The following is a 26,332-nucleotide window of genomic DNA, read 5'->3' on the forward strand; positions in this document are numbered from 1 at the left end:
AGATGTGTATAAGAGACAGCGATGGCCGGGGTCCTGGCGACCGGGCTGGCGCTGGCGCTGCTGGGCGGGCTTGCCTGGCAACTGGACGATCCGCGCCGCCACGCCCGCGACGCCCTGCGCGCGGTGCTGCTGGGTCACGCGGCCTTTCACGGCGTTGTTGCCCTGATGCTGGGCCTGCGCAGCCTGACCGATGCCCGGCGGGGGCGGACAAGCACCCTGCGCCGGGGCGCCGCGCCCGTCTGGCAATTGTTCCAGGGCTTCTGGCTGGCCACCGCCGCCTTGTCCCTGGGTGTCGTGGTCCTGCAGGAGATCGGCTGATGGCCTGGGTCGCGCGGATGCTGGCCGGGCCGTTGCTGTGGTCGCTGCTCTTCTCGGCCGTCTATGCGCTGCATGGCCTGGGCTGCGCCCGGGGATGGCCTGCGGTCGACACCCCCCTCGGGACCCTGCATCCCGCCGTGCTGATCCTGCTGTGGCTGGCGGGCCTGGGGCTGCACGGGCTGCTGATCGCGGTTAACCGACCCGGCGGCGACGCCACCCAGGCGCGACTGGTCCGGTCGGGCAACTGGGTGGGCGCGGTCGCAAGCGCCGTGACGCTGCTGCCGGTGGTTCTCACCTCCAGTTGCGGCTGATCCCTTCGCGCCCTACCGCACCAGCCACCGCAACGAGCGTTCAAGCCGTTCCGCGCCCTTGTAGTCGAACCATCGGCCATGCGCGAAGATGACGCGTTCCGGCTGCAGCGCGACAAGGCGGCGGCCCGCCTCTCGGGCCCGGGCGCCGCCCAGCTTGACGACGGCGCGCAGATAAGCAGGGGCGCGGCCGTCGGGCGCCAGCACTCCCGCCGCCGCCGCGAAGGGGCGCAGCAGCACCGGCAGCCTTGCCGCCTCCAGGTTCTGGACCAGATCCGCCAGGATCAGCGTCCGGCTGGGGCGATGGTGCAGGGCGACCTCGCAGAAGCCCCCTGCCCCGTGCACCGCGACCTGCGCCAGTTCCTCGGGCCAGCCATGGCCTCCGGCTTCGCCCAGGTCGTGGTCCAGCCGCACGCCCGACCGCTTGACCTGGACCCGCCTGCGCAGGCCCGGCGCCGCCCAGGTGACGGCATCGGGAACCTGCTGCTGCCAGTCCTTCAGAAAGGTCCAATGCGCGACATTGGGCGCGACAAGATGGCGGATCGGGGCGATGTCCTGGATCTGGCGCAGCAGATCCGGCGTCAGCCGGGATGGCGAATGAACCATCACCTCGCGCGAGGCGAGGCGGATGACGGTGGTCCTGACCGGGATCGGGATGACGCCCATCGCCTTCATCGGCCCGCTGTCCACCACCCAGACGTTCTCTGCCGCGGGCTTGAGCGTGTCGAGCGGGGGATAGGTGACGGGCGCCATCGTCAGCGCCGCCCTTTCAGCGCGACCGCCAGGATGCCGATCGCGGCGGCGCCCACCGCAAGACCCGCCAGGCCGGACCGCTGCGCCGGCGATCGCAACCCGCCGTCGATCCCGCCGGGCTGCCGCGCGGGCCGGAACAGGTTGCCGGGGGCGACGGCGGTGCGGGGCGCGCGGCGGAAATAGGACTCCAGGAACAGCGCCATGGCGCGCGTCGTCAGCTCGGGCGAAACCGCATGGGCCAGCCGGATCAGCGTGGTCGGCGCGCCCAGCATGGTCGTCGGACGCGGCCGTTCGGCCAGATCGACGATGGCATCGGCCACGCGGCGGGCATCCAGGACCGGCGGCGGCGCCGACAGTTCCCTGCCGGTATAGTTCGCCCCGTGCGAGATGCCCGGCGTATCGACAAAGGACGGATAGATGTCGCAGACATGGATGTCGGGCTCGTGGTGCAATTCGCCCCTCAGCGCCTCGCCCAGGCCGCGCAGCCCGAACTTGCTGGCGCTGTAGGCGGCCGCATAGGGGGCGGCGGCAAAACCGCCCAGCGAGATCATGTTGACGAAGACGCCGCGGCGCTGGCGCAGGAAGAACGGCAGGACGGCATGGGCATCGTTCATGTGCCCGATCAGGTTGGTCCTGACCACCTGCTCATGCGCTTCCAGCGGCACCTCGTGAAAGGCGCCGACCGCCCCGGCGCCGACGTTGCTGACCCAGACGTCGATCCCGCCGCCGAAGTCGGCGGCGCGCTGCGCCACCTCGGCGACGGCCACGGCGTCGGTGATGTCGGCGGCGATGGCCATGGACTCGGCGCCAAGGTCGCGGCAATCCTGCGCGACCGCCTCGATCGCGTCGGCATCGCGCGCCACAAGCACCAGCCGCGCGCCCTTGCGGGCGAAGGCCTCGGCCGTGGCCTGGCCGATGCCGCTGGACGCGCCGGTGATGACGACGGTGGGCACGCCCGTCCTGTTTCGATGCTTCCTCATCCGTCCACCTTTCCTGCGCCGAACCTGCTGCAGAACATCGGGGGCGGACCGAATGTTCCCGCGCTAGGCCTGCATCTCGTCCTCGGGCTCGCCCTCGAACATCTCGGGCACCATCTCGCGCCAGAAGCGGGCGATCCGGGCGGCGTTCAGCGGAGACAGCCAGCCATGCCGTTCGAAGTCGTCGCGCAGCCGCGCCTCGGGCAACTGGCTCATGAACAGCCGCTTGTCGGCGTCGCGCTGGGTCGGCGTGCGCGCCTTGACCGCCTCCAGGATGCGCCGCAGCCGTTCGGCGCGCGGCGACGGGGCGGACGGGGGTGCTTCGTCGGCGCGTTCGGGATCGCCCTGCAGGGCCGCCGTCAGGTAGCCGATCTTGCTGCGCACCCCTTCCTTCCCCTCGACATAGTCCAGCTTGGACAGCACCTGCTCCTCGCCGTGCGAACCCAGCCACTGGCGCGCCAACCGGTCGCTGACGCCAAGCGCGCGAAGCCGCGCATAGACCGGCCCGTGCCGCACCCCGCCGCCATCGTCGATGTCCAGGATCGCCAGTTGCGGGTTGTCGTTGATGCGAAAGCGGATGTCGGTGACCGCCCTGCCCGTCTTCCTGGTCTCGGGCGTGACGACGATGTTGCTGGTCCTGTTCACCTCGGCCACGGCGGGCTTGATGATCTTGGCGTTCAGGTGCTTGAAGGTCTCGTAATAGGCGGACCCGTCCACGCCCATCAGCCGCCGGAACAGGTCGATCGGCCACCATCCCGTCGAACCCGTCCTGACGAAGCGATAGCAGTTCTCGTAAAGCGCCAGCGCGTGCCCCGAGGTGAAGCGCCGCTGGATGTTGAGGTTGATCAGCGCGAACACCTTCGGGTCGTTCAGCTTTTCCGCCAAGGCCGGGGAATAGGCATATTCGCAAACGCCGCCCTTCAGCTTGGCATAGGACAGAAGGCTGCTGACGCCCCATTCCTGCTGGCCCTTCTCGTCCAGCATGTCCCATTCGGCCACCGTCTCGACCAGGCCGCGCAGCGACTGCTTCAGCGTGTCGATGTCGTTCGAGTTGTAGCCGATCATCAGGCACAGCGTCCGGGCGTCGATCTGGTGGCGCGTGCTGCTGATCAGCGTGTCATAGGCATTCAGCAGAAGGACATTGGACAGCTTGCGCTGCAACAGCGTCAGCTTGCCCGACACATGGATCGCCGCGACATGCTTCTTGACCGCGCCCCGGCGTAGCGCGCCCGTCAACTGGTCGCGGGGAATCTCGTCCATGTCGCTGCCCCGTGGCAAGGTGAATCGGTTTGGCGGCGACTATGTCTCATAAGGTACCCTGTGGCAATCTTCCGTCGGGCACCGCAGGGACATAGGGGGCCGAGCCGCAAGCCTCCCGGAAACGGGTGCCTTTGCTTCTGGAGGCGATGCATTGGAACCCGTTTACGGGATTGAATGCGACATCGAGAGAAGCGAAAGCGGTCCTGAGGCCGCTCCGGTGCCCGAAATCGCCCTTTCCTGCGAATCGGTCCCCGCCTTCCCGGAATCGGGTGCCCGCCATCCTGAAAACAGGTGCCCTTGATCCCGTATCCCGGTACCATTCCGGCCATAGATAAATGATATTAAACGAAGATTCTGGAACAAAGATCTTAAAGAGAATCATAGATCCTTTAAAGCATTGGTGCTTTTGGATCATTCGAAAGGGGGTTTTCGCAGCGAAACCTCATGCCGCGATTTCCACGGCGCCGTTCATGTGCAATAGATTGCCTTGAATACGCCTCAATATAGCACATCGCGAGAACAGTGATATGTCATCAGGCAAGGACCCCCTGCCCCCCTATTTCAACATCGACCCGGCCAAGGCGGCCCGCCGGCTGTCCGATCCGATCGACACGGCACGGTTCGCGAAGGCGGCGGCCTTTGCCACCCGCGGGCGGCAGGACCTGGCCGAGCGCGGCTATGCCCCCGACGGCCACAAGCGCCTGCGCCGCTTCTCCACATGGGAGATCTGCCGGTACCTGATCCCCGTCGCCCCGGCCCATTTCCGGCGCGTCCTGCGCAAGTTCCCGGACCTGCCCCAGGGCACGGGCGAAGGCAACTCGAAGTGGTTCAGCCTGGAGGACGTCCTGCGCCTGCGCGACCACTTCGCGGCGGAAGGCGCGGCAGGCCGCGAGTATCGTCCCTGGCGCCCCGAAGGGCTGCCCGCCAAGACCATCGCCGTGGCCAACTTCAAGGGCGGCGTCGGCAAGACCTCGACCGCGGCGCATCTGGCGATGTCGGCGGCGCTTGACGGCTACAAGGTGCTTGTCATCGACCTGGACAGCCAGGGCAGCATGACATCCATCATGGGGGGCAAGGTGGCCGATGAATGGTCCACCGCCTTTCCGCTGCTGGCCAAGGACTATGCCCTTGCCCTGCAGGACGAGAACCGGGTCCGCGAAGCGGCGGGCCAGCCCCCCCTGCCCTTCGACGAGACCCTGACCGAGGCCCTGAAGGTTTCGGCGCGCGACCTGATCCAGACGACCCACTGGCCGAACATCGACCTTCTGGGCGCGCAGTTGAACCTTTACTGGGCCGAGTTCCAGGTGCCGGTCTGGCGCATGGGCCTGCGCGGCTGGCCGTTGTGGGACGCTCTGGGGAATGCGCTGAACAACGACGGCATCGTCAACGACTACGACATCATCATCCTCGATACCCCGCCCGCGCTGGGCTACCTGACGATCAACGCGCTGGCGGCAGCCGATATCCTGCTGGTGCCGCTGGGCGCGTCGTTCCTGGAGTTCGATTCAACGGGGCGGTTCTTCGACATGCTTTACTCCACCTTCGCCAGCGTCGAGGATGGAGAGAACGCCGCCCGCCGCCGCGAAGGCCTGCCCGAGATCCGCTTCGAATGGGACGCGGTCCGCGCCATCATCACGCGCTTCGACGCGGCGCAGCAGACCGATCTGGCGAACGTGATCCAGGCCTATTTCGGCGACTTCATGACCACCTTCCGGCAAGAGGTCACGGCCATGATCGGCCAGGCAGGCGAGCAGGTGAACGGCATCTACGAGGCCGATTACCGCGAGTTCAACCGCGACACCTATGTCCGCGGACGGGAAACCTTCGACCGTACCTGGGCCGAGGTGAAGGAACTGATCCTGGGCACCTGGTGGCGCGACCTGAAGATGGCGCAGGCGGATGAGGGCGAGAGCGAGGAGAAGGCACATGGTTAAGCGCAGGCGTCTGGAAACCCCCAGCAACGAGGATCTCAGCCGGATCGAAGAGGAGTTTCGCCGCGAAACCTCGGGGCGGCCTTCCATCGGGCCGGGCATTGCGCCGGTGGCGCAGGTCGCTGCCGAAACCGCCTCGGCGGCGACCGCCGAAAGCGCCGAGTCCCGCGTGGCGCGGGCTCGCGACCAAGCCGATGCCGAAAGGCTGCGGCAGGCCGAAGGGCAGGGGCTGCTGATCGCCGAACTGCCCATCGACCAGATCGACGAGGGCGCGATGATCCGCGACCGCATGGTCATGGGCGAGGACGAGATGCAGGAACTGCGGCTTTCCATCGCCGCGAATGGGCTGCGCCTGCCGATCGAGGTGTTCAAGCTGGAAGGGCAGGGGCAGCGCTATGGCCTGTTGTCAGGCTATCGCCGTCTGGCTGCGGTCCGAGGCCTGCGCGAACTGACCGGGTCTGACAGCTATGCCCGCATCCGCGCCTTGGTCCGCCCGCGCTCCGAGGCCGACGCGGCCTTCGTCGCCATGGTCGAGGAGAACGAAGTCCGCGAGGAATTGAGCCATTTCGAGCGGGGCCGCATCGCCGTCATCGCCGCCAAGCAGGGCGCCTTCGCCAATGTCGAGGATGCGGTGAACCGTCTTTACGCGACAGGATCGAAGGCGAAGCGGTCGAAGGTCCGTTCTTTCGCGCTGATCTTCGAGGAACTGGGCGACATGCTGCGCTTTCCGGAGGCGCTGACCGAGAAGCGCGGCCTGCGCCTGTCGGCCGCGCTACGCGATGGCGCCGAAGGCCGGTTGCGCCGGGCGCTGGCGGTGCGCACGCCCGAGGACGCCGAGGAGGAATGGCAGCTTCTTGAACCCGCCGTGGCAGAGGCCGACAGCGCGCCCCGCAATGCCGCGCGCGGAGGACGACCGCGCGGCAAGGCGCCTGTGCAGTATGGCTGGATCGACGACATGACCATCCGCACCACGGCCGGGATCACCATACGTCGGGCGCGCGACGGCGATGCCCATGTCTTACGGCTGGAAGGTGCATCGCTGAGCAGCGATCTGATGGACAGCCTGATGAGCGAGATACGGGTCTTGTTGGAGCGATAGGTTTCGCAGCGAAACATGCGGCTGCCGAGCCGGCGCAAGTGTTGGAACAATTTAGGAACATCGACGTCGAACAGCGGTGCCTTGATCCGTGAGAAGAGCGTGAGGAAGACGCGTCGGGCCTTCCGAGGGCGCCGGGGATCAAGCTGTCCGCTGACAGACCCGAGGTCGCGGAGCCCCGCCAAGGCTTCAGGAAGCGAAAGGCCCGAAGCTTGCGCTTCGGGCCGCCTTGCGTGCCGGTCGGGCCGGAAAGGGTCAGTCGCGGACGGCCCATTCGAAGGCAGGCGCGTTTTCCAGCGCCTCGCGGTTGGCGGTGAAGACGATGAAGTAGTCGTCCTCGGAATCGCCGTCGCGGATCATGCGAAGCTGATCCATGGCCACGGAAACCGTCCGTTCGCCCAGGCCCAAGAAGCCGCCGATGTCCACGAGCACCGCCTTGACCTGGCCGGTCTCGTCGATCACCAGGTCCTCGATCTCGCCGATGTTATCCCAACCTTCGTCGGCCTCGTTATAGGTCGCGCTGGTGTCGGGATCGGTTTCGGCCGCATAGAGGTTCTTGTCGATGAAGGTCTCGGCCGACATGTCGGCAGGCGTCGCCATGTAGCCGAAGCCCATGTTGGTGGCGGCTGGGGTGGCGGCCGCCATGTTACCCGCAGGCGCGGGGGTGGTCGCGGCATCGCCGGCGGGCATGGTTTCGGTCGTGGCCGGGGCAGGGGCCGGGGCGGCAGGCTCTGCCGTCTGGGCCAGGACCGGGCCGGCCAGCATGGCCATCAGGGCGGTCGAAGTCAGAAGCTTGGTCATGGGATGTCTCCTTTGAGTCCAAAGCGAACTGTCTGGAAAACCTGCACTTTGCCGCAAAGTTCCGGAAAATGCCCGTTACCCGGCAAACCAAATCGTGATCGCCTGCCGCCCGCCTGTCAGTGCAGGCCGAACCGCCCCATCAGCATCCGGCGCATCCGCACGAAGTCCCCGGTGTTGCGGTCGCGGGGGCGCGGCAGGTCGACCGGGATCACGGCGGGCGGCGTTCCGTCGGCCGACAGGACAAGCACCCGGTCCGCCAGGAAGATCGCTTCCTCGAGGTCGTGGGTGACAAGGATCATCGTGACCTTCTCCTCGTGCCAGATGCGGGCCAGTTCCTCCTGCATGGTCAGCTTGGTCATGGCATCGAGCGCGCCCAGCGGCTCGTCCAGCAGCAGGATCTCGGGCTGAACGGCCAGGGCGCGGGCGATGCCCACGCGCTGGGCCATGCCGCCGGAAAGCTGGCGGGGATAGGCCGTCTCGAAGTCGGACAGGCCGACAAGGCGGACATGGCGGCGCGCGCGGTCCCGGGCGGCGCCGCGGGGCAGGCCCCGCACCTCCAGCCCGAAGGCCACGTTCTCCAGCACGGTCAGCCAGGGCAGCAGGCGCGGCTCCTGGTAGATCACCGCCCGCTCGGTGCCGACCCCGGTGACGGGGGCGCCGTCGATCAGCACCTGTCCGCCGTCGGCGCTTTCCAGTCCCGCCAGAAGGCGCAGGAGCGTGGTCTTGCCGCAGCCGCTGGGGCCGACGATGGCCAGGCTCTCGCCGCCCCGGATGTCCAGCGACAGGTTGCGCAGCACGGGCAGCGGCTGGCCGTTCAGGGTGAAGGACTTGGTCAGGTGGCGCAGCGACACCGCGCCCCTGGCCGTCGCGTCGCCAAGGGTGTCGAGGGTCATTTCGTTGCTACCTCCTCGCCCGTGACCAGCAGCACGTCGCGGGCCGTCAGCTTGCCTTCGGGCAGCTTGCCCTCGCGCACTAGGACGTCGATCCAGAACTGGATGTCGCGTTCGGTGGCAAGCCCGCCGGGGCGCACGCCGAAGCCCGCGAAGTACTGCGCGACCTCGGGGTTCTCGCCGCGTTCCCCCAGCACGCGGGCGATGATGGCGCGCGTTTCCTCGGGGTGTTCGCGGGCATAGTCGAGGGCGCGGGCGGATTGCGTCACGAAGTCGCGCGCGGCCTGGGGATGATCGGCGACCCAGTCCTTGCGCAGGACCGTGAAGCCGCCCGCGATCTCTCCCAACACGTCGGTGTCGTCGAAGATCGCGCGCAATCCGCCGTTCCCGCGGGCCGCGCCTTCGAAGGTGGTCTGCCAATAGCCGAAGGCCGCGACGTCGACCTGGCCCGACCGCAGCACCTGTTCAAGCTGCGGCCCCGGAACGGTCACGAGGTTGGCCGCGTCCTGCGCAAGCCCTTCCTGCCGCAGCCCTTCGCGCACGGTGTAATCCAGATGCGCGCCCAGCGTGTTCACCGCAACAGTCTTGCCTGCGATGTCCGCGATGGACCGGATGGGGCTGTCCTCGAGCACGTAGAAGAGCGACTGGACCTGGTCGTTGATGCCGTTGGTGGGATAGGCCGCGACGAAGTCGTTGCCCCCGATGATCGAGTTCAGGACCGCGGCCGTGGCCGCGCTGCCGATCTCGATCGAGCCGCCGGCTAGGGCCATCAGCGATTCAGGCCCGCCAGAGGCGTAGCCCGCGCTTTCCAGCACGATGCCGGTGCCTTCGAAATAGCCCAGCTCCTCGGCCAGGTCATGGGCGCTGACGCCGCCGTGGCTGGGCATGTAGCGCATCACCACCTCGTCGGCCCAGGCGGGGGCGGAAAGCGCGGTGGAAAGGGCAAGCGAGATCAGGACGTGTTTCATGGCATGTTCCTTTGGATGGGTTGGGTTCAGTCCAGCGACCAGCGGCACAGGCGGCGCTGCAGCAGGACCAGGACGGCATTGGCGGCAAGGCCCAGCGCGGCCATCAGAAGGATGGCGGCGAACATCAGCGGGATCTGGAAATTGTACTGGGCGTTCATCACCTGGAAGCCGATGCCCTTGTTGGCGCCGATCATCTCGGCCGCGATCAGAAGCAGCAGCGCGGTCGTGGCCGACAGGCGCAGGCCCACGAAGATCGCGGGGACGGAGGCGGGCAGGACCACGCGGCGGAACACCTGCACCCGGCCCGCGCCATAGCTTTCGGCCATCTCGATCAGCTTGCGGTCCACCTGCTTGACGCCGCCGACCGTGGCCAGCAGCGTCGGAAACAGCGTGGCCCAGAAGATCACGAAGATCTTCGACGTCTCGCCCAGGCCCAGCAGCAGGATGAACACCGGATAAAGCGCCAGGGCCGAGGTCTGGCGGAACAGTTGCAGGATCGGGTCGAGCGCGCGTTCCACGGGGCGCAACTGGCCCATCAGCAGGCCCAGCGGGATGCCGAGGCCCACGGCGGCGCCAAAGGCCAGCCCGGCGCGCTGCAGGCTGATGGCGATGTCATCGACCAAGGCGCCGCTGGCGATGCCGGTCCACAATGCCCCCAGGATCGCGTCCAGCGGCGGCAGGACGGCGGGGCTGATCCAGCCCAGCTTGCCCGATGCCTGCCACAGGACCAGAAAGGCGATGACCAGGCTGTAGCGCGACAGGAAGGCACGCAAGGGCGGGGCGGGCAGGCCGCGCGCGCGGCGGGCGGGCGTGTCGAGGTTCTGCAGGGTCATGGCCTTACTCCGCCGCCTGGGCTGCCGCACGGGCTACCGCGTGACGGTTGACGGGGAAGGGCAGGCCCAGGTTCTGCCGCAGGGTGCTGCCTTCATAGGCGGTGCGGAACAGCCCGCGCCGCTGCAGTTCGGGGACCACCAGATCGACAAAGTCGGTCAGGCCGGTCGGCAGCCAAGGCGGCAGGATGTTGAAGCCGTCGGCGGCCTCGTTCTCGAACCAGTCCTGCAGCATGTCGGCGACCTGGGTGGCGCTGCCGATGATGGTATAATGCCCGCGGGCCGAGGCGACCCACTGGTAAAGCTGCCGGATCGAGAAGTCGTTGTCGTCCGCGATCTGGCGGATCAGCGCCTGGCGCGACTTCATCCCCTCGGTCGGGGGCGCCGGGGGCAGGGGACCGTCGAGGTCGTAGCCCGACAGGTCCAGCGTGCCGCCCGTCAGCCCGTTCAGAAGGGAAATCCCGTCCTCGGGCAGGATCAGGCTGGTCAGCTCCTCGTATTTCTCGCGCGCCTCGGATTCGGTGCGGCCCACGAAGGGCGATACGCCCGGCATGATCAGGATGTGACCGGGGTCGCGGCCTAGGCCACGGGCGCGGGCCTTGATGTCGCGGTAGAAGTCCCGGGCCGTGTCCAGCCGCTGGTGGGCGGTGAAGATCACCTCGGCCGTGGCGGCGGCAAGGCCGCGCCCGTCCTCGGACTGGCCCGCCTGCACGATCACCGGATGGCCCTGCGGGGACCGGGACACGTTCAGCGGCCCCTCGACCTTGAAGTGCTGGCCCTTGTGATGGGCGCGGTGCAGCTTGGCGCGGTCCAGGAAGGCGCCGCTGGTCTTGTCGCGGATGAAGATGTCGTCCTCGAAGCTGTCCCACAGCTTGCGCACGACATCGACATGCTCGGCCGCGCGGGCGTAGCGGACGGCATGGGGGTGCTGCGTGTCCAGGTTGAAGTTGCGCGCCGCCGCCTCGGTCGCCGTGGTCACGACGTTCCAGCCCGCGCGCCCGCCCGAGATGAGGTCAAGCGAGGCGAACTTGCGCGCGGTGTTGTAGGGTTCCTCATAGGTGGTCGAGGCGGTGGCGATGAAGCCCAGATGCGTGGTCTGCGTGGCAAGCGCCGCGAACAGCGTCACGGGTTCGAACCCCGCGATGCGGGCGGGCCCCCCTTCCGAGGTGCCCCCGGTCGCCAGGCCGTCGGCCAGGAAATAGGCGTCGAACAGGCCGCGCTCGGCCTCGCGCGCAAGCCGGACGTGGAAGTCCAGGCTGACGGCGCCGTCGGCAGGCTGGTCGGGGTGGCGCCAGCTTGCGATATGCTGGCCGCCGCCGGGAAGAAAGGCGCCAAGGCGGATCTTGCGGGTCATGGGATGTTCCTTCAGGCTGCGGTCAGGGCGATGCTGGCGCGTCCGTCGACGCCCACCGGCACATCGCCGTCCAGGGTGATGCGGCGCACCACGCGGTGCGCGTCGCCATAGTCGTTCACCGCGACATGCTGGGTGGCGCGGTTGTCCCAGATCACCACGTCGCCCGCCTGCCAGCGCCAGCGCACGGTGTTTTCCGGCGCGGTGACATGGGCCTGCAGGGTTTCGTAGATCTTCAGCGACTCCTCGCGCGAGAGGCCGACGATCCGTTGCAGGAAGCTGCCAAGCACCAGCACGCGCTCGCCGGTGCGGGGATGGACGCGGACAACCGGGTGTTCGGTCTGGAAGACGGTGCGGGCAAAGACCTCGGCATGGTATCTGCGGTCCTGCTCGCTGGCCCTGGGGCGCTGCGCGGCATAGTCGTAGTCGTTGGAATGGACCGCGCGCAGGCCGTCGGCCAGGGTCTTCAGCGCAGGCGGCAGGTCGTCATAGGCGGTCGCGGTGTTGGCCCAGATCGTGTCGCCGCCCACCGGCGGGATCACCACGCCGCGCAGGACCGAGGCCTTGGGATAGGCGGGCACGAACGTCACGTCCGTGTGCCAGCGGTCCGCCCGCCCGCCGCCCCGGCTGCCGTCCAGTTCCAGGATCGAGGCCGTGCCCTGCACCACGGCCTGCGTGGGGTGGGGCGCCAGGTCGCCCAGGCGGCGGGCGAACGCCTCTTGCGCGGCATCGTCCAGGTGATGCTGGCCGCGGAAGAACAGCACCTTGTGGCGCAGAAGCAGCGCCTCGATGTCCGACAGGATCGCGTCCGGCAGGTCGGCGGACAGCGAAAGGTTGCGGATCTCGGCCCCGATGCGCGGGGTGACCGGCAGCACGTCGGCGGCGGGGATCGCGGCGGGAAAGGTTTCGTGACGGGTCATGGGTTTGTTCCTTGGGCGTCAGGCCGCGACCGACAGGGCCGGGTTGTCGCGGCGGACAAAGGGGGCGAACTGATCGACGGCGCGGTCCAGCCGTTCAAGCAGCGCGGCCGAGGAGGGGAGGCCGTCCGCGAAATCGGCGGCGCTGGCATAGACGCCGGTGGGCAGGGTGGCCGTCTCGAAAAAGCCGAACAAGGGGCGCAACTGGTGTTCGATGACCAGGGCGTGCCGGTCGCCGCCGCCGGTCGCGGTCAGCAGCACGGGCTTGCCGCGCAGGGCCGCCGGATCGATCAGGTCGATCAGGTGCTTGAACAGGCCGGAATAGCTGCCCTTGTAGACCGGGCTGCCGATGACAAGCGCGTCGGCCGACAGGATCGTCTCGACGATCTTGCGGGCAAGCGGGTCCAGGTCTCCGGTGGATGCGGCCTGGCCCAGGCTTGGCTGCAGATCGCCCAGGTCATAGGTCGAGGCCAGCGCGCCATGGCGTCCGGCCGCCAGGGCCACGGCATGATCGACCAGGGCGCGGGTCTTCGAGGGGCGGCTGAGACTGCCGGCAAGACCGGCAATGCGGAATGTCATGGGGGTGTCTCCGTATCACGACTGTCTTTGTCGATATTTACGGCCGGGGCAGCTTTTGGCGATTCCAAAGATCGGGTCGAAAAGGGAAGCATCCTGTCGCCCGACCTGCCCGGGGCAGAACCCGCGTTTCATCGCCGCCTGGGAACATTCGGGAGGGAACGGGGTTGCCCCGCAGGGGCATCGGCAAGGACAGGTGTGACATGGCGGACCGATCCTGGATCATGGCGGGCGCAACCCTGGGTTTCGCCCTGGGCGGCTTTTTCGACGGCATCCTGCTGCACCAGATCCTGCAATGGCATCACCTGCTCAGCCTGGTGCCCGCCGTGACCGAACTGCGCACCCAGGTCATGTGGGACGGCTATTTCCATGCGCTGATGTATGGGATCGCAGCCCTTGGCCTGTGGCTGCTGTGGCGGACCGGGCGCGGCTCGCCCTTGCCGGGGCGGGGTCTGGCAGGCGCGGCGCTGATCGGCTTTGGCGCCTGGCATGTCGTCGATACGCTGTTGTCGCACTGGATCCTGGGCATCCACCGCATCAAGGTGGACAGCCCCAACCCCTTATTCTGGGACCTGCTGTGGCTTGTGGTCTTTGGCCTGTTGCCCGCCGCGCTGGGGTTGCGGCTGCTGCGCGGCACGGGCGGCGGCCTGTCGCGGCGCGGATCGCGGGTGGCGGGGCTGTTTCTGTCGCTTGTCACCCTTGGGGCCGGCGCGATCGCCCTGCGGCCGCCGCCGGACCAGCCGCTGACCGCCGCGGTGTTCCGCCAGTCGCTGGGCCAGGCGGGGATCGACGCCGTGCTGAAGGAAGCGGGTGCGGAGCTGGTCTGGACGGACGGAAACGGGGTCGTGCTGATCGACCTGCCGCAGGGACGCAAGTGGCACCTCTATCGCCGGGGCGCGCTTCTGGTCAGCGGCGCGGGCCTGCCGCCCGGCTGCTTCAGCTGGTCCGCCGCATAGAGGGGCCAGCCGACCATCCACCGGCACATCCAGCGCCACTTTCCAGGTCGCCGCGTCCCGCCTGACCGACCCGCGCGACGGCAGCCCCGTTCATGGCTTCCATCTTCCGGAGAATGTCCGATGCAAGCCGCACGATGACTGTCCGTCCCTCACGCCCTTGCCGAGGTCCACGAGGTCGAGATGCTGAACCGCAATGACCAGGGCCGATGATCCACGAGCCGCGCTTCCTGCCCATCCGGCCCGGCGATGACGTGCAGCCCGAGGACCTGCCCGACAGGGTCGGCCGATCGGTTCGAGACGATCATGGACGCCCTTGAAGTCCGGGCCTGACCCGGCCTAGAGCCTGCCCAGCAACTCCGCCTTCTTCGCGTCGAATTCGGCCTGCGTCAGAACGCCCCGCGACAGCAGCGCATGAAGCTGCTCGATGGTGGCGGTGATCGACGCTTCGGCCCGAGGAGGATCGGCCTTTGCCGGGCCGAGGTCCGGGCCGGTCGATCCCTTGGACGCTTCCGGGGGAAGATCGGCGGGGCTCAGGCTGTCCAGCGAGACAGGCCCGTGCTGGCTGTTGAAGGCCAGCGACCCGTCCGTGCCCTGCTGCTGGGACACGCCGCCGATCCGGTGGTCGCCCGTGTCGTAAAGGACGGTCCGCCCGCCGCGCCTGACCGCAAGCCGGCGGGTGGCGGGAAAGACCGCATAGCTCGTGCCGCCCTGCGATCCGGCCGCGGACGGCACCCCCAGCGATGCCGGCCATTCCGACGCGGCGGCGTCGTCCGTTTCCGGCCGTGCCTGCGCCACCTGTCCCGCCAGGTGCGACAGGTCGCCGATCAGCGCCTCGACCCGCGCCTTCAGGCCGTTGTCGAACATGGCGCCGATCATCAGCATCCCTCCGGACCATTGGCCCATGCCGCCGAATTCGGAATGGTCGAACTGCGCCTGCGTGCCTCCCCCCCTTGCCAGCGACAGCAGCATCGCCTCGGCCGCGGCGGGGCTGAAGCCGTGCCGATGCGCTATGGCGGCAGCGCGTCGGCGGTGTTCGTCCGTCAGGTGCATCTCAAGGCCTCCGATCCTGGTGCGCCCTGTCAGGACGGACCTGCCGGGCGGCATTGTCAAGGGCCGGGCGGCGGGGCTACCTGCCCATCCTGCGCCGTTCCGCCAGCACCGCCTGGAAGTTCGACAGCAGGATGATCGCCCCGCCCAAAAACACCCACAGGTCGATGGCCTCGGCATAGAAGGCGAAGCCGACCAGGGCGGCCAGCGGCACGCGCAGGAAGTCGACGGGAATCAGGATCGAGGCGTCAAGCCGCCGCAAGGCCTGCGCCATGCCGTAATGGGCCGACAGCGCCCCCAATCCCGCCAGCAGCATCCAGGGAATGTCGGCGATCGACACGGGCCGCCAGTCGGTCAGCGCCGCGGCCAGGCCCAGCGGCAGCTGGATCAGGATCATCCAGACGACGATCGCGCCGGGCGAGGCATGGCGCGTCAGCCGCTTCACCAGGATCATCGACAGCCCGTATCCCGCCGCGGCGATCAGCACCAGCGCGGCCGCCGGATCGACCATGGCGATGCCGGGGCGCACGATCACCTGGACGCCCAGGAACCCGCCCGCCGTCGCCAGCAGGCGCGGCCCCGTCAGGCGTTCCTTCAGCAGCAGCCAGGCGAACAGCGTCACCCAGATCGGCATGGTGAATTCCAGTGCGAAGACCGAGGCCAAGGGCAGCAGCACCACGCCGATGGTCCAGAAATACTGTGCGGTGAAATGGATCAGGTTGCGCCACAGGTGCAGGCGGATCTGCGCGGCGCGCCGGACCTCGGGCCACAGGCTGCGGCCGACCGCCAGGATCACGAACAGCCCGACAAGCGCGCGAAAGAACAGGACCTGCCGGATCGACAGGGTCGCGGCCAGTTCGCGCGATCCCACCGACATGCCGATGAAGGACCCCATGGCCAGCGCCATCCAGGCCAGCCCGTGCAGGAACTGGCGGTTGTCGGCCACGGCAGGCTAGGTGATGTCGGACATCTCGTCCCCTCCCGGAAAACCGCCGGACCATAGGCCGAAGCCGGGCGGGGCGAAAGAGGGGGGCCGACAAACAAAAGGCCCGCCGATGGCGGGCCGGGTCGGTCATGCTGCCTTGTTCGGATCAGGCGCGCGACATGGCGGCCATCGCGGCGCCCGTCGGCTCGATCCCCAGGCGGCGCAGGTCGGCCTGGGCGGGCACGTGGTGCGAACGCACGGCGGCCGAAGCGGAAATCGCGGCATCCATCACGTCCAGGAACGCGCGGAGGCGGATCATGGCGTTGCGGAGGGCGGTCATGGCAGGTCTCTCTTTCTGTCCTTGGTTGACAAGGGGAAGATGGGCCTTTCCCCGCCATGCCGCAACGCAGCATTTGTGCAGATCCGTCATGCCGACCTTGCATGGGTCGCGGTCAGTTCGTCGCCCGTCCGCAGGACCGCCGCCAGCGCCGCGTCGATGTCCTCGTCCGTGGTGCGGTGGTTGCAGATCGCCGCCCGCAGCCCGTGCTGGCCATGGACCGTGGTGTCCGAGAAGGCGGCGACCCCCTGTTCCTGCAGGCGCATCATGATCTCTCCGTTCAGCGCGGCCAGGGCGGCGGGGTCCAGCCCGCCGGGATCATGGCGGAAGCAGACGATGTCCAGCGTGACCGGCGACAGCCGCACCAGCCGGGGATGGGCGTCGATCCTGTCCGCCATGCGCCGCGCCTGGTCGATGTTGCGCCCGATGATCCGGCCGAACCGCGCGGTGCCGTGTTCGCGCAGCATCATCCAGACCTTCAGCGCCCGGAACCCGCGAGAGGTCTGGACCCCCAGATCGAACAGCCAGCCCCCCGCCGCGATCCCGCGCAGGGCCGGGTCCAGGTATTCGGAATGCAGCGCGAAGCTGCCCAGGTGGGCGGCCGCGTCGCGCACCAGCACGCAGCCCGCCTCGAAGGGAACGTGCAGGCTCTTGTGCGGGTCCAGGGCCAGGCTGTCGGCGCGCTCGATCCCGTCCAGCAGGGGGGCGTGGCGGGGCGACAGCCGGGCCAGGGCGCCGATGCAGCCATCGACATGGAACCACAGCCCTTGGTCGCGGCACAGGTCGGCCAGGGCGGGCAGGGGGTCGATGGCCCCGGTGTTGACGGTGCCCGCGCTGGCGATGACGCAGGCGGGCTGCCAGCCGCCGGTGCGATCCTCGGCGATGGCTTGCGCCAGGGCCGCCATGTCCATGCGGCAGTCGGGGCCGGTCGGGACGCGCCGCAGGGCGCGGTTGCCCAGGCCCAGCAGCTCCAGCGCCTTCTGATGGCAGCCATGCACCTGGTCCGAGGCGTAGAAACGCAGGGGCCGGGGCAGGGCGGCCACGCCCCCCTCGCGCAGGTCCACGCCCGCCATGCGGTTCCGCGCCACCGTCAGGCCGATCAGGTTGGCGACCGACCCGCCGCTGGTCAGCGTGCCGCTGGCGCCTTCGGGAAAGCCCATGATCTGGCGCAGCCAGTCGATCACCTGCCGTTCGCAGTCGGCGGCGGCATGGTTGCCCCCGCCCAGGTTCGACCCGTCGGCGGCGGCTAGGAAATCGGCCAGGGCCCCCGTCAGGCTGGAGGCGCCCATGTACCACATCCAGAACCGGGGATGCGTGTTGCCCATGGGATAGTCCAGCACCGTGTCCCAGGCCTGATCCACCACCTGGTCGAGAGGCGTCGGCGCCACCGGCAGCGGCTGGCGCAGGCTGTCCCGCACCGCTTGCGGGACCGGCCGCCACACGGGGCGGTCGCGCAGGGCGGCGGTGCGGGCGATGGCCCGGTCCACCGCCCGGTGGGCGATGCGGGAAAATTCGCCCCAGTCAGCGGGGTCCAGCGTTTCCATGGCCGTCATCCCATCTGATAGCCGGGCGTCGATTCGGACAGGGCGCGTTCCTCGTCGTCCATGTCCTCGGGGATGTTCTGGAACAGCGGCGTGGACAGGTAGCGCTCTCCCGTGTCGGGCAGCATGGCCAGGATCACCGTGCCGGGGTCCGACCTTTCCGCGATTCCCATGGCCACCGCGAAGGTCGATCCGCCCGACACGCCGGTCAGGATGCCTTCCTGCGCCGCAAGCTTGCGCGCCCAGGCCGTGCCGTCCGCGCCCGAGACGGGGATCAGCTCGTCATAGCCGCCGTTGTCCAGCGCCTCTTGCAGGACATAGGGGATGAAGTCGGGGGTCCAGCCCTGGATCGGATGCGGTTCGAAGGCCGGGTGGCTGGCGGCGGGGGCGTGGTCGGGGCCGCGTTCCTGGGGCGTGCCGCTGCCGACAAGCGCGGCGTTCGCGGGCTCGCTCAGCACGATCTTGGTGTCGGGGCGTTCACGGCGCATGACGCGGGACAGTCCCGTCACCGTGCCGCCGGTGCCGTATCCGGTGACGATGTAGTCCAGCCGACCGCCCGCGAAATCGCCCAGGATTTCCTGCGCCGTGGTGGATTCGTGGATGTCGGCGTTGGCCTCGGTCTCGAACTGGCGGGCCAGGAACCAGCCGTGCTTTTCCGCAAGCTCCACCGCCTTGTTGTACATGCCGGTGCCCTTCTGCGCGCGGGGCGTCAGGATGACCTTGGCGCCCATCATCCGCATCAGCCGCCGCCGCTCGACCGAGAAGCTGTCGGCCATGGTCACGACCAGCGGATAGCCCTTCTGCGCGCAGACCATGGCCAGGCCGATGCCGGTGTTGCCGCTGGTCGCCTCGACCACGGTCTGGCCGGGGCGCAGGGTGCCCGCGCGCTCGGCCGCCTCGATGATGTTCAGGGCCAGGCGGTCCTTGACGGATGCGGCGGGATTGAAGAACTCGGCCTTGACGTAGATCGTGACGCCCTCGGGCGACAGGTTGTTGACGCGGATGGTCGGCGTGTCGCCCACCGTGTCCAGGATGCTGTCATACAGCCTGCCGCGTCCTTTGGTGGTCCTGATGGTGTCTGACATGAACGGCTACTCCTCAGCGAAACTGGCGGCATCATAGCCCGGCAGACGCCGAAAAGCTTGATGCAGGCATGAAGAAATCATGCAGAACGCCCCCGTTCGGCGCTATACTGGCGCATGATCTACCGGTTCGGCGATCACCAACTGGACGACCAGCGGTTCGAGCTGCGGCGGAAGGACACGCCCATCCCGGTCGAGCCGCAGGTGTTTCTTGTGCTGCGCGAACTCTTGCGCGCGGGCGGGCGTCTGGTCGGCAAGGACGAACTGGCCGACGTGGTCTGGGGCGGCGCGGTGTCGGATGCCAGCATCGCCAGCCGCATCCGCGCCGCCCGCGCCGCCCTGGGCGACGACGGCGAGCGACAGGCCGTGATCCGCACCGTGCATGGCCGGGGCTTCCGGCTGATGCAGCCGGTCAGCGCCGTCCCGCAGGCGGGCGCCGCCCCCGGCGCGCCCTCGCTGGCGGTGCTGCCCTTCGGGACCGCCGGCCTGCCGCCCGATCGCGCCATCCTGACCGAGGCCTTGGCCCACGAGATCCTGCGCGCCTTGTCGCGGCTGCGCTGGCTCACGGTGATCGCGCGAGGATCGTCCTTCCGCTTTGGCCGCGCCGATGGCGGCCTGTCTGCCATCGGCGCCCGGCTTGGGGCGCGCTATCTGCTGACCGGCACGGTCGAGCTGTCGGGCGACATCCTGACCGTCAGCCCCGAACTGGTCGAGGCCGAAGGCGCCCGCATCCTCTGGGCGGACCGGCTGTCCGCGCCCCTGGACCGGCTGGCCGAGTTGCAGGCGACCATCGTCGCCGCGCTGTGCACGGCGCTGGAACTGCACGTTCCCCTGAACGAGGCGCACCTTGCCGAAGGGCGCGACATCGAAAGCCTGGATGCCTGGGCCAGCTATCACCTGGGACTGCGACAGATGTTCCACTTCACCGCCGAGGGAAACCGGCGCGCGGCGGAATGCTTCGGCCAGGCGATCCGGCTGGACCCCGGCTTTGCGCGCGCCCATGCCGGGCTGTCCTTCACCAGCTTCCAGGATGCCTTCCTGCGCTATGGACCCGACCGTGACCGGGCGGCCTGTGCGGCCCGCGCCCATGCGGAACGCAGCCTGGAACTGGACCCGCTGGACCCGTTCGGGGCCTTCACGCTGGGCCGGTCCTACTGGCTGACGGACCAGATCGACGTGGCCTCGGGCTGGCTGGCGCGGGCGACGGACCTGAACCCGAACTACGCGCAGGGCTTCTATTGCAAGGGAATCCTGGCGACGATCCTGGCGCGCCGCGACCAGGCGGAGGAGGGGGTGGACCGCGCCCTGCGGCTGTCCCCGCTGGACCCGCTGCTGTATGGGATGTTCGGCACGCGCGCCCTGTCGCTGCTGCAGGGCGATGACCCCGCCTGCGCGGCGGACTGGGGTGACAGGGCTGCATCGGCGCCGCACGCGCATTTCCTGATCGGCATGATCGCCATGGCCGCGAACGGACTGGCCGGGCGCACTGGTCAGGCCGAAAGCTGGGGCCGCCATGTCCGCGTCCTGCGCCCCGATGCCAGCCGAGAACTGTTCTTCACCGCCTTTCCGCTGCGCGACGACGGCGCACGGCAGCGGATCGGGGCGGAACTGGCGCGGCGCGGCTTCGCCTGACACGAAAAGGCCCCGGCGATGCGGGGCCTTTCCTTCAGTCCTCGTCCGAGGCGAGCTGGTTCAGCACCGCGCCCTTGCCGCGCGCCCGCAGGATCAGGGGCACGATCAGCGCGATGGCCGACAAGGCCAGCAGCGTGGCCGAGACCGGCGATCCGACCAGCGTCGTCAGGTCGCCCTGGCTGATCGACAAGGCACGGCGCAACTGCTGTTCGGCCATCGGCCCCAGGATCAGGCCCACCACGACGGGCGCGATCGGATAGCCGTAAAGCCGCATCCCGTAGCCCATGACGCCGAAGATCAAGAGCATCGACAGTTCCACGGGCGAGGGGTTCGCGCCGATGGTGCCCAGCGTGGCGAAGACCAGGATGCCCGCGTAAAGCCAGGGGCGCGGGATGGTCAGCAGCCGCACCCACAGCCCGATCAAGGGCAGGTTCAGCACCAGCAGCATGAAGTTCGCGATCAGCAGGGACGCGATCAGGCCCCAGACCAGTTGCGGGTTGGTGGCAAACAGCAGCGGCCCTGGTTGCAGCCCGAACTGCTGGAAGCCCGCCAGCATGATTGCCGCCGTGGCCGTGGTGGGCAGCCCCAAGGTCAGCAGCGGCACCAAGGTGCCTGCGGCCGAGGCGTTGTTGGCGGCCTCGGGGCCCGCCACGCCCTCGATGGCGCCGTTGCCGAATTCCTCGGGGTGCTTCGACATCTTCTTTTCCGTCGCATAGGACAGGAAGGTGGCGATGTCCGCGCCCCCGGCGGGCATGGCGCCGATGGGAAAGCCGATGATCGTGCCGCGCAGCCAGGGCTTCCAGGAGCGCGCCCAATCGCGCGCCGTCATCCAGACCGATCCCTTGACGGCGATCACCTCGTCATCGACGGCGTTCCGCTGGCCCGCGACGAACAGCGCCTCGCCCACGGCGAACATGGCGACAGCCAGCGTCGTGACCTCGATCCCGTCGAGCAACTGCGGCACGCCGTAGGCCAGCCGGGCCTGCCCGGTCAGCTGGTCGATGCCCACCAGCGCCAGCGCCAGGCCGATGAAGAGCGAGATCAGGCCCTTGCGCGCGCTTTCCCCGAAGGCCGAGGACACGGTGACAAAGGCCAGCACCATCAGCGCGAAATAGTCGCGCGGGCCGAAGACCAGGGCCAGCTTCACCACAGTCGGCGCGACAAAGGCCAGCAGGACCGTGGCGGCAAGGCCCGCGATGAAGGACCCGATGGCGGCAGTGGCCAGCGCGGGCCCGCCGCGCCCCGCCCGCGCCATCTTGTTGCCTTCCAGCGCGGTCACGATGGACGCGCTTTCGCCCGGCGTGTTCAGCAGGATCGAGGTCGTGGACCCCCCATACATCCCGCCGTAGTAGATGCCCGCGAACATGATCAGCGACCCGGCGGGGTCGAGGCCATAGGTCACAGGCAGCAGCAGGGCCACCGTCAGCGCCGGGCCGATGCCCGGCAGCACGCCCACGGCGGTGCCCAGCGTCACGCCGATCAGCGCGTAAAGCAGGATCATCGGGTCAAGCGCGACCGACAGGCCCTGCAGCAGGAAATCGAATGTGTTCACCCAGGCGTCCCCCGGAACAGGCCCCAGACCAGCCCTTCAAGCGGACCGGCGGGCAGGCTGAGCTTCAGAAGCCCGGCGAAGATCAGATAGACGGCCAGGGCGAAGGCGATCCCCACCGGCACGGTCAGCAACAGGTTGCGCTTGCCGAAGGCCCGCGCCGTCGCGGCGAACAGCAATCCCGTGGCGATGGAAAAGCCCACCGTCGTCAGCAGCGCCAGTTGCGCCGCCAGCCCGCCCACGATCCACAGGACGGGGCCGGCGTTCTGCGGCTCGCGTTCGGACTTGCCGGACCGGAAGGCCTCGATGGCCGACCACAGCGACAGGCCCGCCAGGCCCACCGCGATCCAGCGCGGCACGTCGGCGGGACCCACGCCGGCATAGCCGCCCGCCTGCGGCAGGCGCGCGGCGTCCGTCCAGATCACGACGGCGAGGACGGCGAGGATGACGGCGACGACAAGCGTCGCCCCATCGGGGCGACGCGTTCCGGGGGTGGACCCGCTCATTTCACCAGACCGATGTCCTTGAGGATCGTCTCGATGGCGGCGATGTCCTTGTCCAGCTGTGCCTGGAAGTCCGCGCCCGCCAGATAGGTGTCGGCCCATCCCTTGGTGGCCAGCGCGTCCTGCCAGGTCTTGGACTGCGCCATCTTCTCGATATCGGCGGCGATGGCGGCCTTCTGCTCGTCGGTGATGTCCGGCGCGGCGGCGACCATGCGCCAGTTCTGCATCGACACGTCAAGCCCCGCTTCCTTCAGGGTCGGCGCGTCCACACCCTCGATCCGTTCGTCCGACGACACGGCAAGGATGCGCAGCGTGCCCGCGTCGGCCTGTGCCTTGAACTCTCCCAGCGAGGAAATACCCGCCGTCACCTGGCTGCCCAGGATCGCGGCCAGGGCCTCGCCGCCGCCGGAATAGGCAATGTAGTTGATCTTGGTGGGATCGACGCCCGCCGCCTTGGCGATCAGGCCGACGGCGATGTGGTCCGCGCCGCCCGCCGAGCCGCCGGCCCAGCTGACCGCGCCGGGATCGGCCTTCAGCGCCTCGATCAGGCCGTTGATGTCCTTGATCTCGGACGCGGCGGGAACCACGATGGCCTCATACTCGCCGGTCAGGCGGGCGATGGGCGTCACGTCGGCCAGCGACACGGGGCTGGCGTTGGTCAGGATCGCGCCGACCATCACATAGCCGCCCACGATCAGCTGGTCGGCCTTGCCCTGACCCGAGGCCACGAACTGCGCCAGGCCCACGGTGCCGCCCGCGCCCGGCACGTTCTGGACCTGCACGGTGTCCGAGATGCCTTCGGCCTGCAGGGCTTCCTGCATGGTGCGGGCGGTCTGGTCCCAGCCGCCGCCGGGCGCCGCCGGGGCGATGATGGTGTAATCCTCGGCATAGGCCGGAACCGCCAGGGCGGCCGCGATCAAACCCGCGAAAAGGGTGTGCTTCATGTCTTTCATTCCTCCCGAATGCGCATAGCGCGGGCCGGACCCTCCAGCCCGGATGGGGCGACAAAACACCAAGAACCTGTCACCAAGCTGACATGAGCGCCCAGAAAAAGCCACGGCGCCCGTGACAAGTCCGCAGTCGGGGGGCTACATCACCGCGCCGATCTGCCAGGGCACGAATTCGTTGCGGCCATAGCCCAGGTCCTCGGACTTGGTCTTTCGCCCCGATGCGACGGCCAGGATGGTGTCGAAGATCTCGGCGCCCTTTTCCTCCAGCGACACGCCATCGACGATGTCGCCGCAGTTGATGTCCATGTCGCCCTCCATCCGCTGGAACAAGGGCGTGTTGGTCGCCAGCTTGATCGAGGGGACGGGCTTGCAGCCATAGGCCGATCCGCGCCCGGTGGTGAAGCACAGCACGTTGGCCCCGCCCGCCACCTGCCCGGTCGCGGCCACCGGGTCATAGCCGGGCGTGTCCATGTAGACGAAGCCCTTGCGGTCGATGCGTTCGGCGTATCGGTAAACGCCGCGCAGGGTCGCCGTGCCGCCCTTGGCGACCGCGCCCAGCGACTTTTCCAGAATCGTCGTCAGCCCGCCCGCCTTGTTGCCGGGCGAGGGGTTGTTGTTCATCTCGCCCCCGTTGCGGGTGGTGTAGTCCTTCCACCAGGCGATCAGATCGACGATCTTCTGGCCGATTTCCGGCGTCTCGGCGCGGCGGGTCAGCAGGTGTTCGGCGCCGAAGATCTCGGGCGTTTCGGACAGGATCGCGGTGCCGCCCTGGCGCACCAGGGTGTCGGCGGCGACGCCCAAGGCGGGATTGGCCGTCAGGCTGGAATAGCCGTCCGACCCGCCGCATTGCAGCGCCAGCGTCAGTTCGGATGCGGGGACCGGCTCGCGCCGAGCCCTCGCCGCGACGGGCAGCAGGTCGCGCAGGCGCGCCACGCCCGCGTCGATGGTGCTGCGGGTGCCGCCGCTGTCCTGGATGGTCAGCGACTGGAAGTGATCCCCTTCGCAGATGCCGTAGGTGTCCTTCAGGCGCGCGATCTGGAACACCTCGCAGCCCAGGCCCACCAGCAGCACGGCGGCGAAGTTGGGGTGGCTGGCATAGCCCCATTGCGTGCGCGCCAGCAGGTCGAAGCTTTCGCCCTGGGAGGCCATGCCGCAGCCCTGCCCGTGCGGCAGGGCCACGATGCCGTCGATGTCCGGGTGATCGTCCAGCATCCCCGACCGCACCGCCTGGTCGGCGATGTAATCGACCACGGTGGCCGAACAGTTCACCGACGACAGGATGCCGATATAGTTGCGCGTGCCTACGCGGCCGTCGGGGCGGCGGAACCCTTGGAAATGCGCCGGAACCTCGCCTTGGCGCAGGCCTTCCGGGCCCCGGCCTCGGAGGAGAAGGCGTAGTCGCGTTCGAAGTCGCCGCCCATGGAAACGTTCTGTTCGTGGACCCAGTCGCCGGGGGCGATGTCAGTGCTGGCAAAGCCGATGATCTGGCCGAACTTGCGGATCGGCTGGCCCGAGGGGATGGCCCGGCTGGCGATCTTGTGGCCGCGCGGGATGCGGCGGCTGGCGCGGACGCTGCCCTCGACCGGCGTTCCTTCGCGCAGCTCGGCGATCGCGATGACGACATTGTCCGCTTCGTTCAGTCGCAGGATCTGCGGCTTGTCCATGGCTGGTTCCCCCCGGTGCCCCATGCACGGGACAGGCCGAGTTAAGGGGGCGCGGGCCGCGCGCGTCAATCCCCCCGGATGGCGCGGCGCCAGCGTTCGATCAGGCGGGCGCGCTTGGCCTGGTCCAGATAGACCAGCAGGCCGGGGCTGACGGGGACGGGACGCAGTTGCGCGCCAAGCGCCGCCTGCATGGTCCGGGCGCTGTTGTCGTCGGCCACCTCGAGGCTGACGGCCGGAAGGCGCAGCTTTTCGGCCAGGATCGTCTGGCCCGCCCTGGACATGAAGAAGCCCAGGAAGCGCGCGCCCAGGTCCGGCCGGGCGGCGGCGCGCGGCACCAGCCCCACGCGAGAAACGACGACCGTGAAGTCGCGCGGCAGCACCATGCCCACGTCGGGGTGGTCGCGCGCCCAGTCCGCGGCATAGGAGCCGAGGATGTTGTAGCCGATCAGCAGCCGCCCGTCCGCCACGCGGTCGAGGATCTGCCGGCTGGTCGGGAACTGCCGCACGCCCGCCCGGCCCATGGCGCGGATCACCGACCAGATGTCGGGAAAATGTTCCTGGTCGCGGGCCAGGAACAGGTAGCCCACGGCGGACCCTTCGATGTCATAGGTACCCACGCGCCCCCGGACCGCCGCGCCGCCGCGGGCCAGCCAGTCCACAAGCTCGAACCGGGACGACGGCGGGGCGCGGTCGCGAAAGGCCGGGCGGTGATACACCAGCACTGCGGGCTCGAAGGTCAGGGCATAGGCGGTGTTGCGCCAGTTCGCCCAGCGGGGCCAGCCGGGGCTGTCGGGGGTGATCGCTTCGCGGGCATAGCCGTCATTGGCCAGCTTGATCTGCAAGTCCATGGCCGAGGAGAACGCGAAATCCGCCGTGGTCTTCCCCGCATCGGTTTCCGCGACGATGCGGTCGTTCAGCTCTCCGGTCAGCAGTTCCTCGTAATGGACGGCGATGTCGGGGTTCTGGCCCTGGAAGCCCGCGATCAGCGGGGCGGCCAGGTGGTTGTCGAGCGACGAATAGATCGTCAGGACCTGGTCCGGCGCCCCCGATGGCGCGTCATACACGAACATCTCGGCCCGGCCCGGTGCGGCAGGCAGGATCTGGACAAGCAGGGCCAGGGCAAGCGTCAGGCGCGGGATCATGGGTCCATGATGGCAGCGCCGCCGCCGG

28 protein-coding genes are annotated in these 26,332 nt (G+C 68.8%); 6 read left to right on the forward strand and 22 right to left on the reverse strand.

The window, feature by feature from the left end; genetic code table 11:
- The first annotated feature begins 21 nt into the window (after window positions 1-21).
- Window positions 22-318, forward strand: a complete 297-nt coding sequence (locus J0F76_RS00005) for a hypothetical protein (protein ID WP_207464264.1) — start codon at window positions 22-24, stop codon at window positions 316-318.
- Complete coding sequence (locus J0F76_RS00010; RefSeq protein WP_207464266.1) at window positions 318-629, forward strand: hypothetical protein; 312 nt, start codon at window positions 318-320, stop codon at window positions 627-629. Before J0F76_RS00005 ends, J0F76_RS00010 begins: the two co-directional genes overlap by 1 nt.
- A 12-nt stretch (window positions 630-641) precedes the next feature.
- Here the strand turns inward: J0F76_RS00010 and J0F76_RS00015 are convergent, their stop codons facing one another.
- The 3 genes from J0F76_RS00015 to J0F76_RS00025 all read right to left on the reverse strand — a co-directional run bounded on the left by J0F76_RS00015 (window position 642) and on the right by J0F76_RS00025 (window position 3,616).
- A complete protein-coding gene (locus J0F76_RS00015) occupies window positions 642-1,379 on the reverse strand; it encodes a DUF4336 domain-containing protein (protein WP_207464268.1) in 738 nt (245 codons plus the stop codon).
- A gap of 2 nt (window positions 1,380-1,381) precedes the next feature.
- Window positions 1,382-2,359: an SDR family oxidoreductase gene (locus tag J0F76_RS00020; RefSeq protein ID WP_207464270.1), complete on the reverse strand. Its 978-nt coding sequence runs from the start codon at window positions 2,357-2,359 to the stop codon at window positions 1,382-1,384.
- A gap of 63 nt (window positions 2,360-2,422) precedes the next feature.
- Window positions 2,423-3,616: a replication initiation protein gene (locus J0F76_RS00025; protein WP_207464273.1), complete on the reverse strand. Its 1,194-nt coding sequence runs from the start codon at window positions 3,614-3,616 to the stop codon at window positions 2,423-2,425.
- 527 nt (window positions 3,617-4,143) lie between these two features.
- Between J0F76_RS00025 and J0F76_RS00030 the strand changes: the two genes are divergently transcribed.
- Together J0F76_RS00030 and J0F76_RS00035 are read left to right on the forward strand one after the other, a co-directional pair.
- The gene (locus tag J0F76_RS00030; protein ID WP_207464274.1) at window positions 4,144-5,550 is read left to right on the forward strand and encodes an AAA family ATPase; all 1,407 of its coding nucleotides are present in this window, start codon (window positions 4,144-4,146) and stop codon (window positions 5,548-5,550) included.
- Complete coding sequence (locus J0F76_RS00035) at window positions 5,543-6,646, forward strand: ParB/RepB/Spo0J family partition protein (protein ID WP_207464282.1); 1,104 nt, start codon at window positions 5,543-5,545, stop codon at window positions 6,644-6,646. The genes J0F76_RS00030 and J0F76_RS00035 overlap by 8 nt, the downstream gene beginning before the upstream one ends.
- Before the next feature lie 252 nt (window positions 6,647-6,898).
- Here the strand turns inward: J0F76_RS00035 and J0F76_RS00040 are convergent, their stop codons facing one another.
- The 7 genes from J0F76_RS00040 to msuE all read right to left on the reverse strand — a co-directional run bounded on the left by J0F76_RS00040 (window position 6,899) and on the right by msuE (window position 12,979).
- Window positions 6,899-7,444, reverse strand: coding sequence for a PRC-barrel domain-containing protein (locus J0F76_RS00040; RefSeq protein WP_207464284.1), 546 nt, complete (start codon window positions 7,442-7,444; stop codon window positions 6,899-6,901).
- A 116-nt stretch (window positions 7,445-7,560) separates the two neighbouring features.
- Window positions 7,561-8,337: an ABC transporter ATP-binding protein gene (locus J0F76_RS00045; protein ID WP_207464288.1), complete on the reverse strand. Its 777-nt coding sequence runs from the start codon at window positions 8,335-8,337 to the stop codon at window positions 7,561-7,563.
- On the reverse strand, window positions 8,334-9,302 hold the full coding sequence (locus J0F76_RS00050) for an ABC transporter substrate-binding protein (RefSeq protein ID WP_207464290.1): 969 nt from the start codon (window positions 9,300-9,302) through the stop codon (window positions 8,334-8,336). Before J0F76_RS00050 ends, J0F76_RS00045 begins: the two co-directional genes overlap by 4 nt.
- Before the next feature lie 26 nt (window positions 9,303-9,328).
- The gene (locus J0F76_RS00055) at window positions 9,329-10,135 is read right to left on the reverse strand and encodes an ABC transporter permease (RefSeq protein ID WP_207464292.1); all 807 of its coding nucleotides are present in this window, start codon (window positions 10,133-10,135) and stop codon (window positions 9,329-9,331) included.
- Between the two features lie 4 nt (window positions 10,136-10,139).
- Window positions 10,140-11,486: an LLM class flavin-dependent oxidoreductase gene (locus J0F76_RS00060; protein ID WP_207464294.1), complete on the reverse strand. Its 1,347-nt coding sequence runs from the start codon at window positions 11,484-11,486 to the stop codon at window positions 10,140-10,142.
- 11 nt (window positions 11,487-11,497) lie between these two features.
- Window positions 11,498-12,403 (reverse strand): TauD/TfdA dioxygenase family protein, encoded by a 906-nt coding sequence (locus tag J0F76_RS00065; protein WP_207464296.1) that lies wholly within the window; start codon window positions 12,401-12,403, stop codon window positions 11,498-11,500.
- Between the two features lie 18 nt (window positions 12,404-12,421).
- Window positions 12,422-12,979 carry an FMN reductase gene (gene msuE, locus J0F76_RS00070; RefSeq protein ID WP_207464298.1) on the reverse strand — a complete coding sequence of 186 codons (558 nt, stop codon included), beginning with the start codon at window positions 12,977-12,979 and terminating at the stop codon, window positions 12,422-12,424.
- Window positions 12,980-13,179: 200 nt separating this feature from the next.
- On the opposite strand from msuE, the gene J0F76_RS00075 reads away from it, so the two are divergent.
- Window positions 13,180-13,932, forward strand: coding sequence for a DUF2243 domain-containing protein (locus J0F76_RS00075; protein WP_207464300.1), 753 nt, complete (start codon window positions 13,180-13,182; stop codon window positions 13,930-13,932).
- Between the two features lie 149 nt (window positions 13,933-14,081).
- Here J0F76_RS00075 and J0F76_RS00080 read toward each other — a convergent pair whose 3' ends face one another.
- The 6 genes from J0F76_RS00080 to J0F76_RS00105 all read right to left on the reverse strand — a co-directional run bounded on the left by J0F76_RS00080 (window position 14,082) and on the right by J0F76_RS00105 (window position 18,867).
- On the reverse strand, window positions 14,082-14,237 hold the full coding sequence (locus J0F76_RS00080) for a hypothetical protein (RefSeq protein WP_207464303.1): 156 nt from the start codon (window positions 14,235-14,237) through the stop codon (window positions 14,082-14,084).
- Window positions 14,238-14,268: 31 nt separating this feature from the next.
- Entirely contained in the window at window positions 14,269-14,982 is a 714-nt protein-coding gene (locus J0F76_RS00085; protein WP_207464305.1) for an SHOCT domain-containing protein, read from the reverse strand.
- 76 nt (window positions 14,983-15,058) lie between these two features.
- Window positions 15,059-15,925: an EamA family transporter gene (locus J0F76_RS00090; protein ID WP_207464308.1), complete on the reverse strand. Its 867-nt coding sequence runs from the start codon at window positions 15,923-15,925 to the stop codon at window positions 15,059-15,061.
- Between the two features lie 145 nt (window positions 15,926-16,070).
- Window positions 16,071-16,244 (reverse strand): hypothetical protein, encoded by a 174-nt coding sequence (locus tag J0F76_RS00095; RefSeq protein ID WP_207464310.1) that lies wholly within the window; start codon window positions 16,242-16,244, stop codon window positions 16,071-16,073.
- 86 nt (window positions 16,245-16,330) lie between these two features.
- Window positions 16,331-17,785 (reverse strand): pyridoxal phosphate-dependent decarboxylase family protein, encoded by a 1,455-nt coding sequence (locus J0F76_RS00100; RefSeq protein ID WP_242689889.1) that lies wholly within the window; start codon window positions 17,783-17,785, stop codon window positions 16,331-16,333.
- Window positions 17,786-17,790: 5 nt separating this feature from the next.
- Window positions 17,791-18,867 (reverse strand): PLP-dependent cysteine synthase family protein, encoded by a 1,077-nt coding sequence (locus J0F76_RS00105; RefSeq protein ID WP_207464314.1) that lies wholly within the window; start codon window positions 18,865-18,867, stop codon window positions 17,791-17,793.
- A gap of 114 nt (window positions 18,868-18,981) precedes the next feature.
- Between J0F76_RS00105 and J0F76_RS00110 the strand changes: the two genes are divergently transcribed.
- Window positions 18,982-20,496, forward strand: a complete 1,515-nt coding sequence (locus J0F76_RS00110) for a winged helix-turn-helix domain-containing tetratricopeptide repeat protein (protein WP_207464316.1) — start codon at window positions 18,982-18,984, stop codon at window positions 20,494-20,496.
- A 34-nt stretch (window positions 20,497-20,530) separates the two neighbouring features.
- Here the strand turns inward: J0F76_RS00110 and J0F76_RS00115 are convergent, their stop codons facing one another.
- The 6 genes from J0F76_RS00115 to J0F76_RS00135 form a co-directional block, all read right to left on the reverse strand.
- Window positions 20,531-22,048 (reverse strand): tripartite tricarboxylate transporter permease, encoded by a 1,518-nt coding sequence (locus J0F76_RS00115; protein ID WP_207464318.1) that lies wholly within the window; start codon window positions 22,046-22,048, stop codon window positions 20,531-20,533.
- A complete protein-coding gene (locus J0F76_RS00120) occupies window positions 22,045-22,551 on the reverse strand; it encodes a tripartite tricarboxylate transporter TctB family protein (protein WP_207464320.1) in 507 nt (168 codons plus the stop codon). The genes J0F76_RS00115 and J0F76_RS00120 overlap by 4 nt, the downstream gene beginning before the upstream one ends.
- Complete coding sequence (locus J0F76_RS00125; protein ID WP_207464323.1) at window positions 22,548-23,492, reverse strand: tripartite tricarboxylate transporter substrate binding protein; 945 nt, start codon at window positions 23,490-23,492, stop codon at window positions 22,548-22,550. The genes J0F76_RS00120 and J0F76_RS00125 overlap by 4 nt, the downstream gene beginning before the upstream one ends.
- A gap of 144 nt (window positions 23,493-23,636) precedes the next feature.
- Window positions 23,637-24,767, reverse strand: a complete 1,131-nt coding sequence (locus tag J0F76_RS00130) for a UxaA family hydrolase (protein WP_341351538.1) — start codon at window positions 24,765-24,767, stop codon at window positions 23,637-23,639.
- 32 nt (window positions 24,768-24,799) lie between these two features.
- A complete protein-coding gene (locus J0F76_RS21235; protein WP_341351539.1) occupies window positions 24,800-25,162 on the reverse strand; it encodes a UxaA family hydrolase in 363 nt (120 codons plus the stop codon).
- Window positions 25,163-25,227: 65 nt separating this feature from the next.
- Window positions 25,228-26,304 (reverse strand): ABC transporter substrate-binding protein, encoded by a 1,077-nt coding sequence (locus J0F76_RS00135; protein ID WP_207464325.1) that lies wholly within the window; start codon window positions 26,302-26,304, stop codon window positions 25,228-25,230.
- Window positions 26,305-26,332 lie beyond the last annotated feature (28 nt).

The organism is Paracoccus fontiphilus (genome assembly GCF_017356265.1).
In the GTDB taxonomy this organism is placed as follows: Bacteria; Pseudomonadota; Alphaproteobacteria; order Rhodobacterales; family Rhodobacteraceae; genus Paracoccus; species Paracoccus fontiphilus.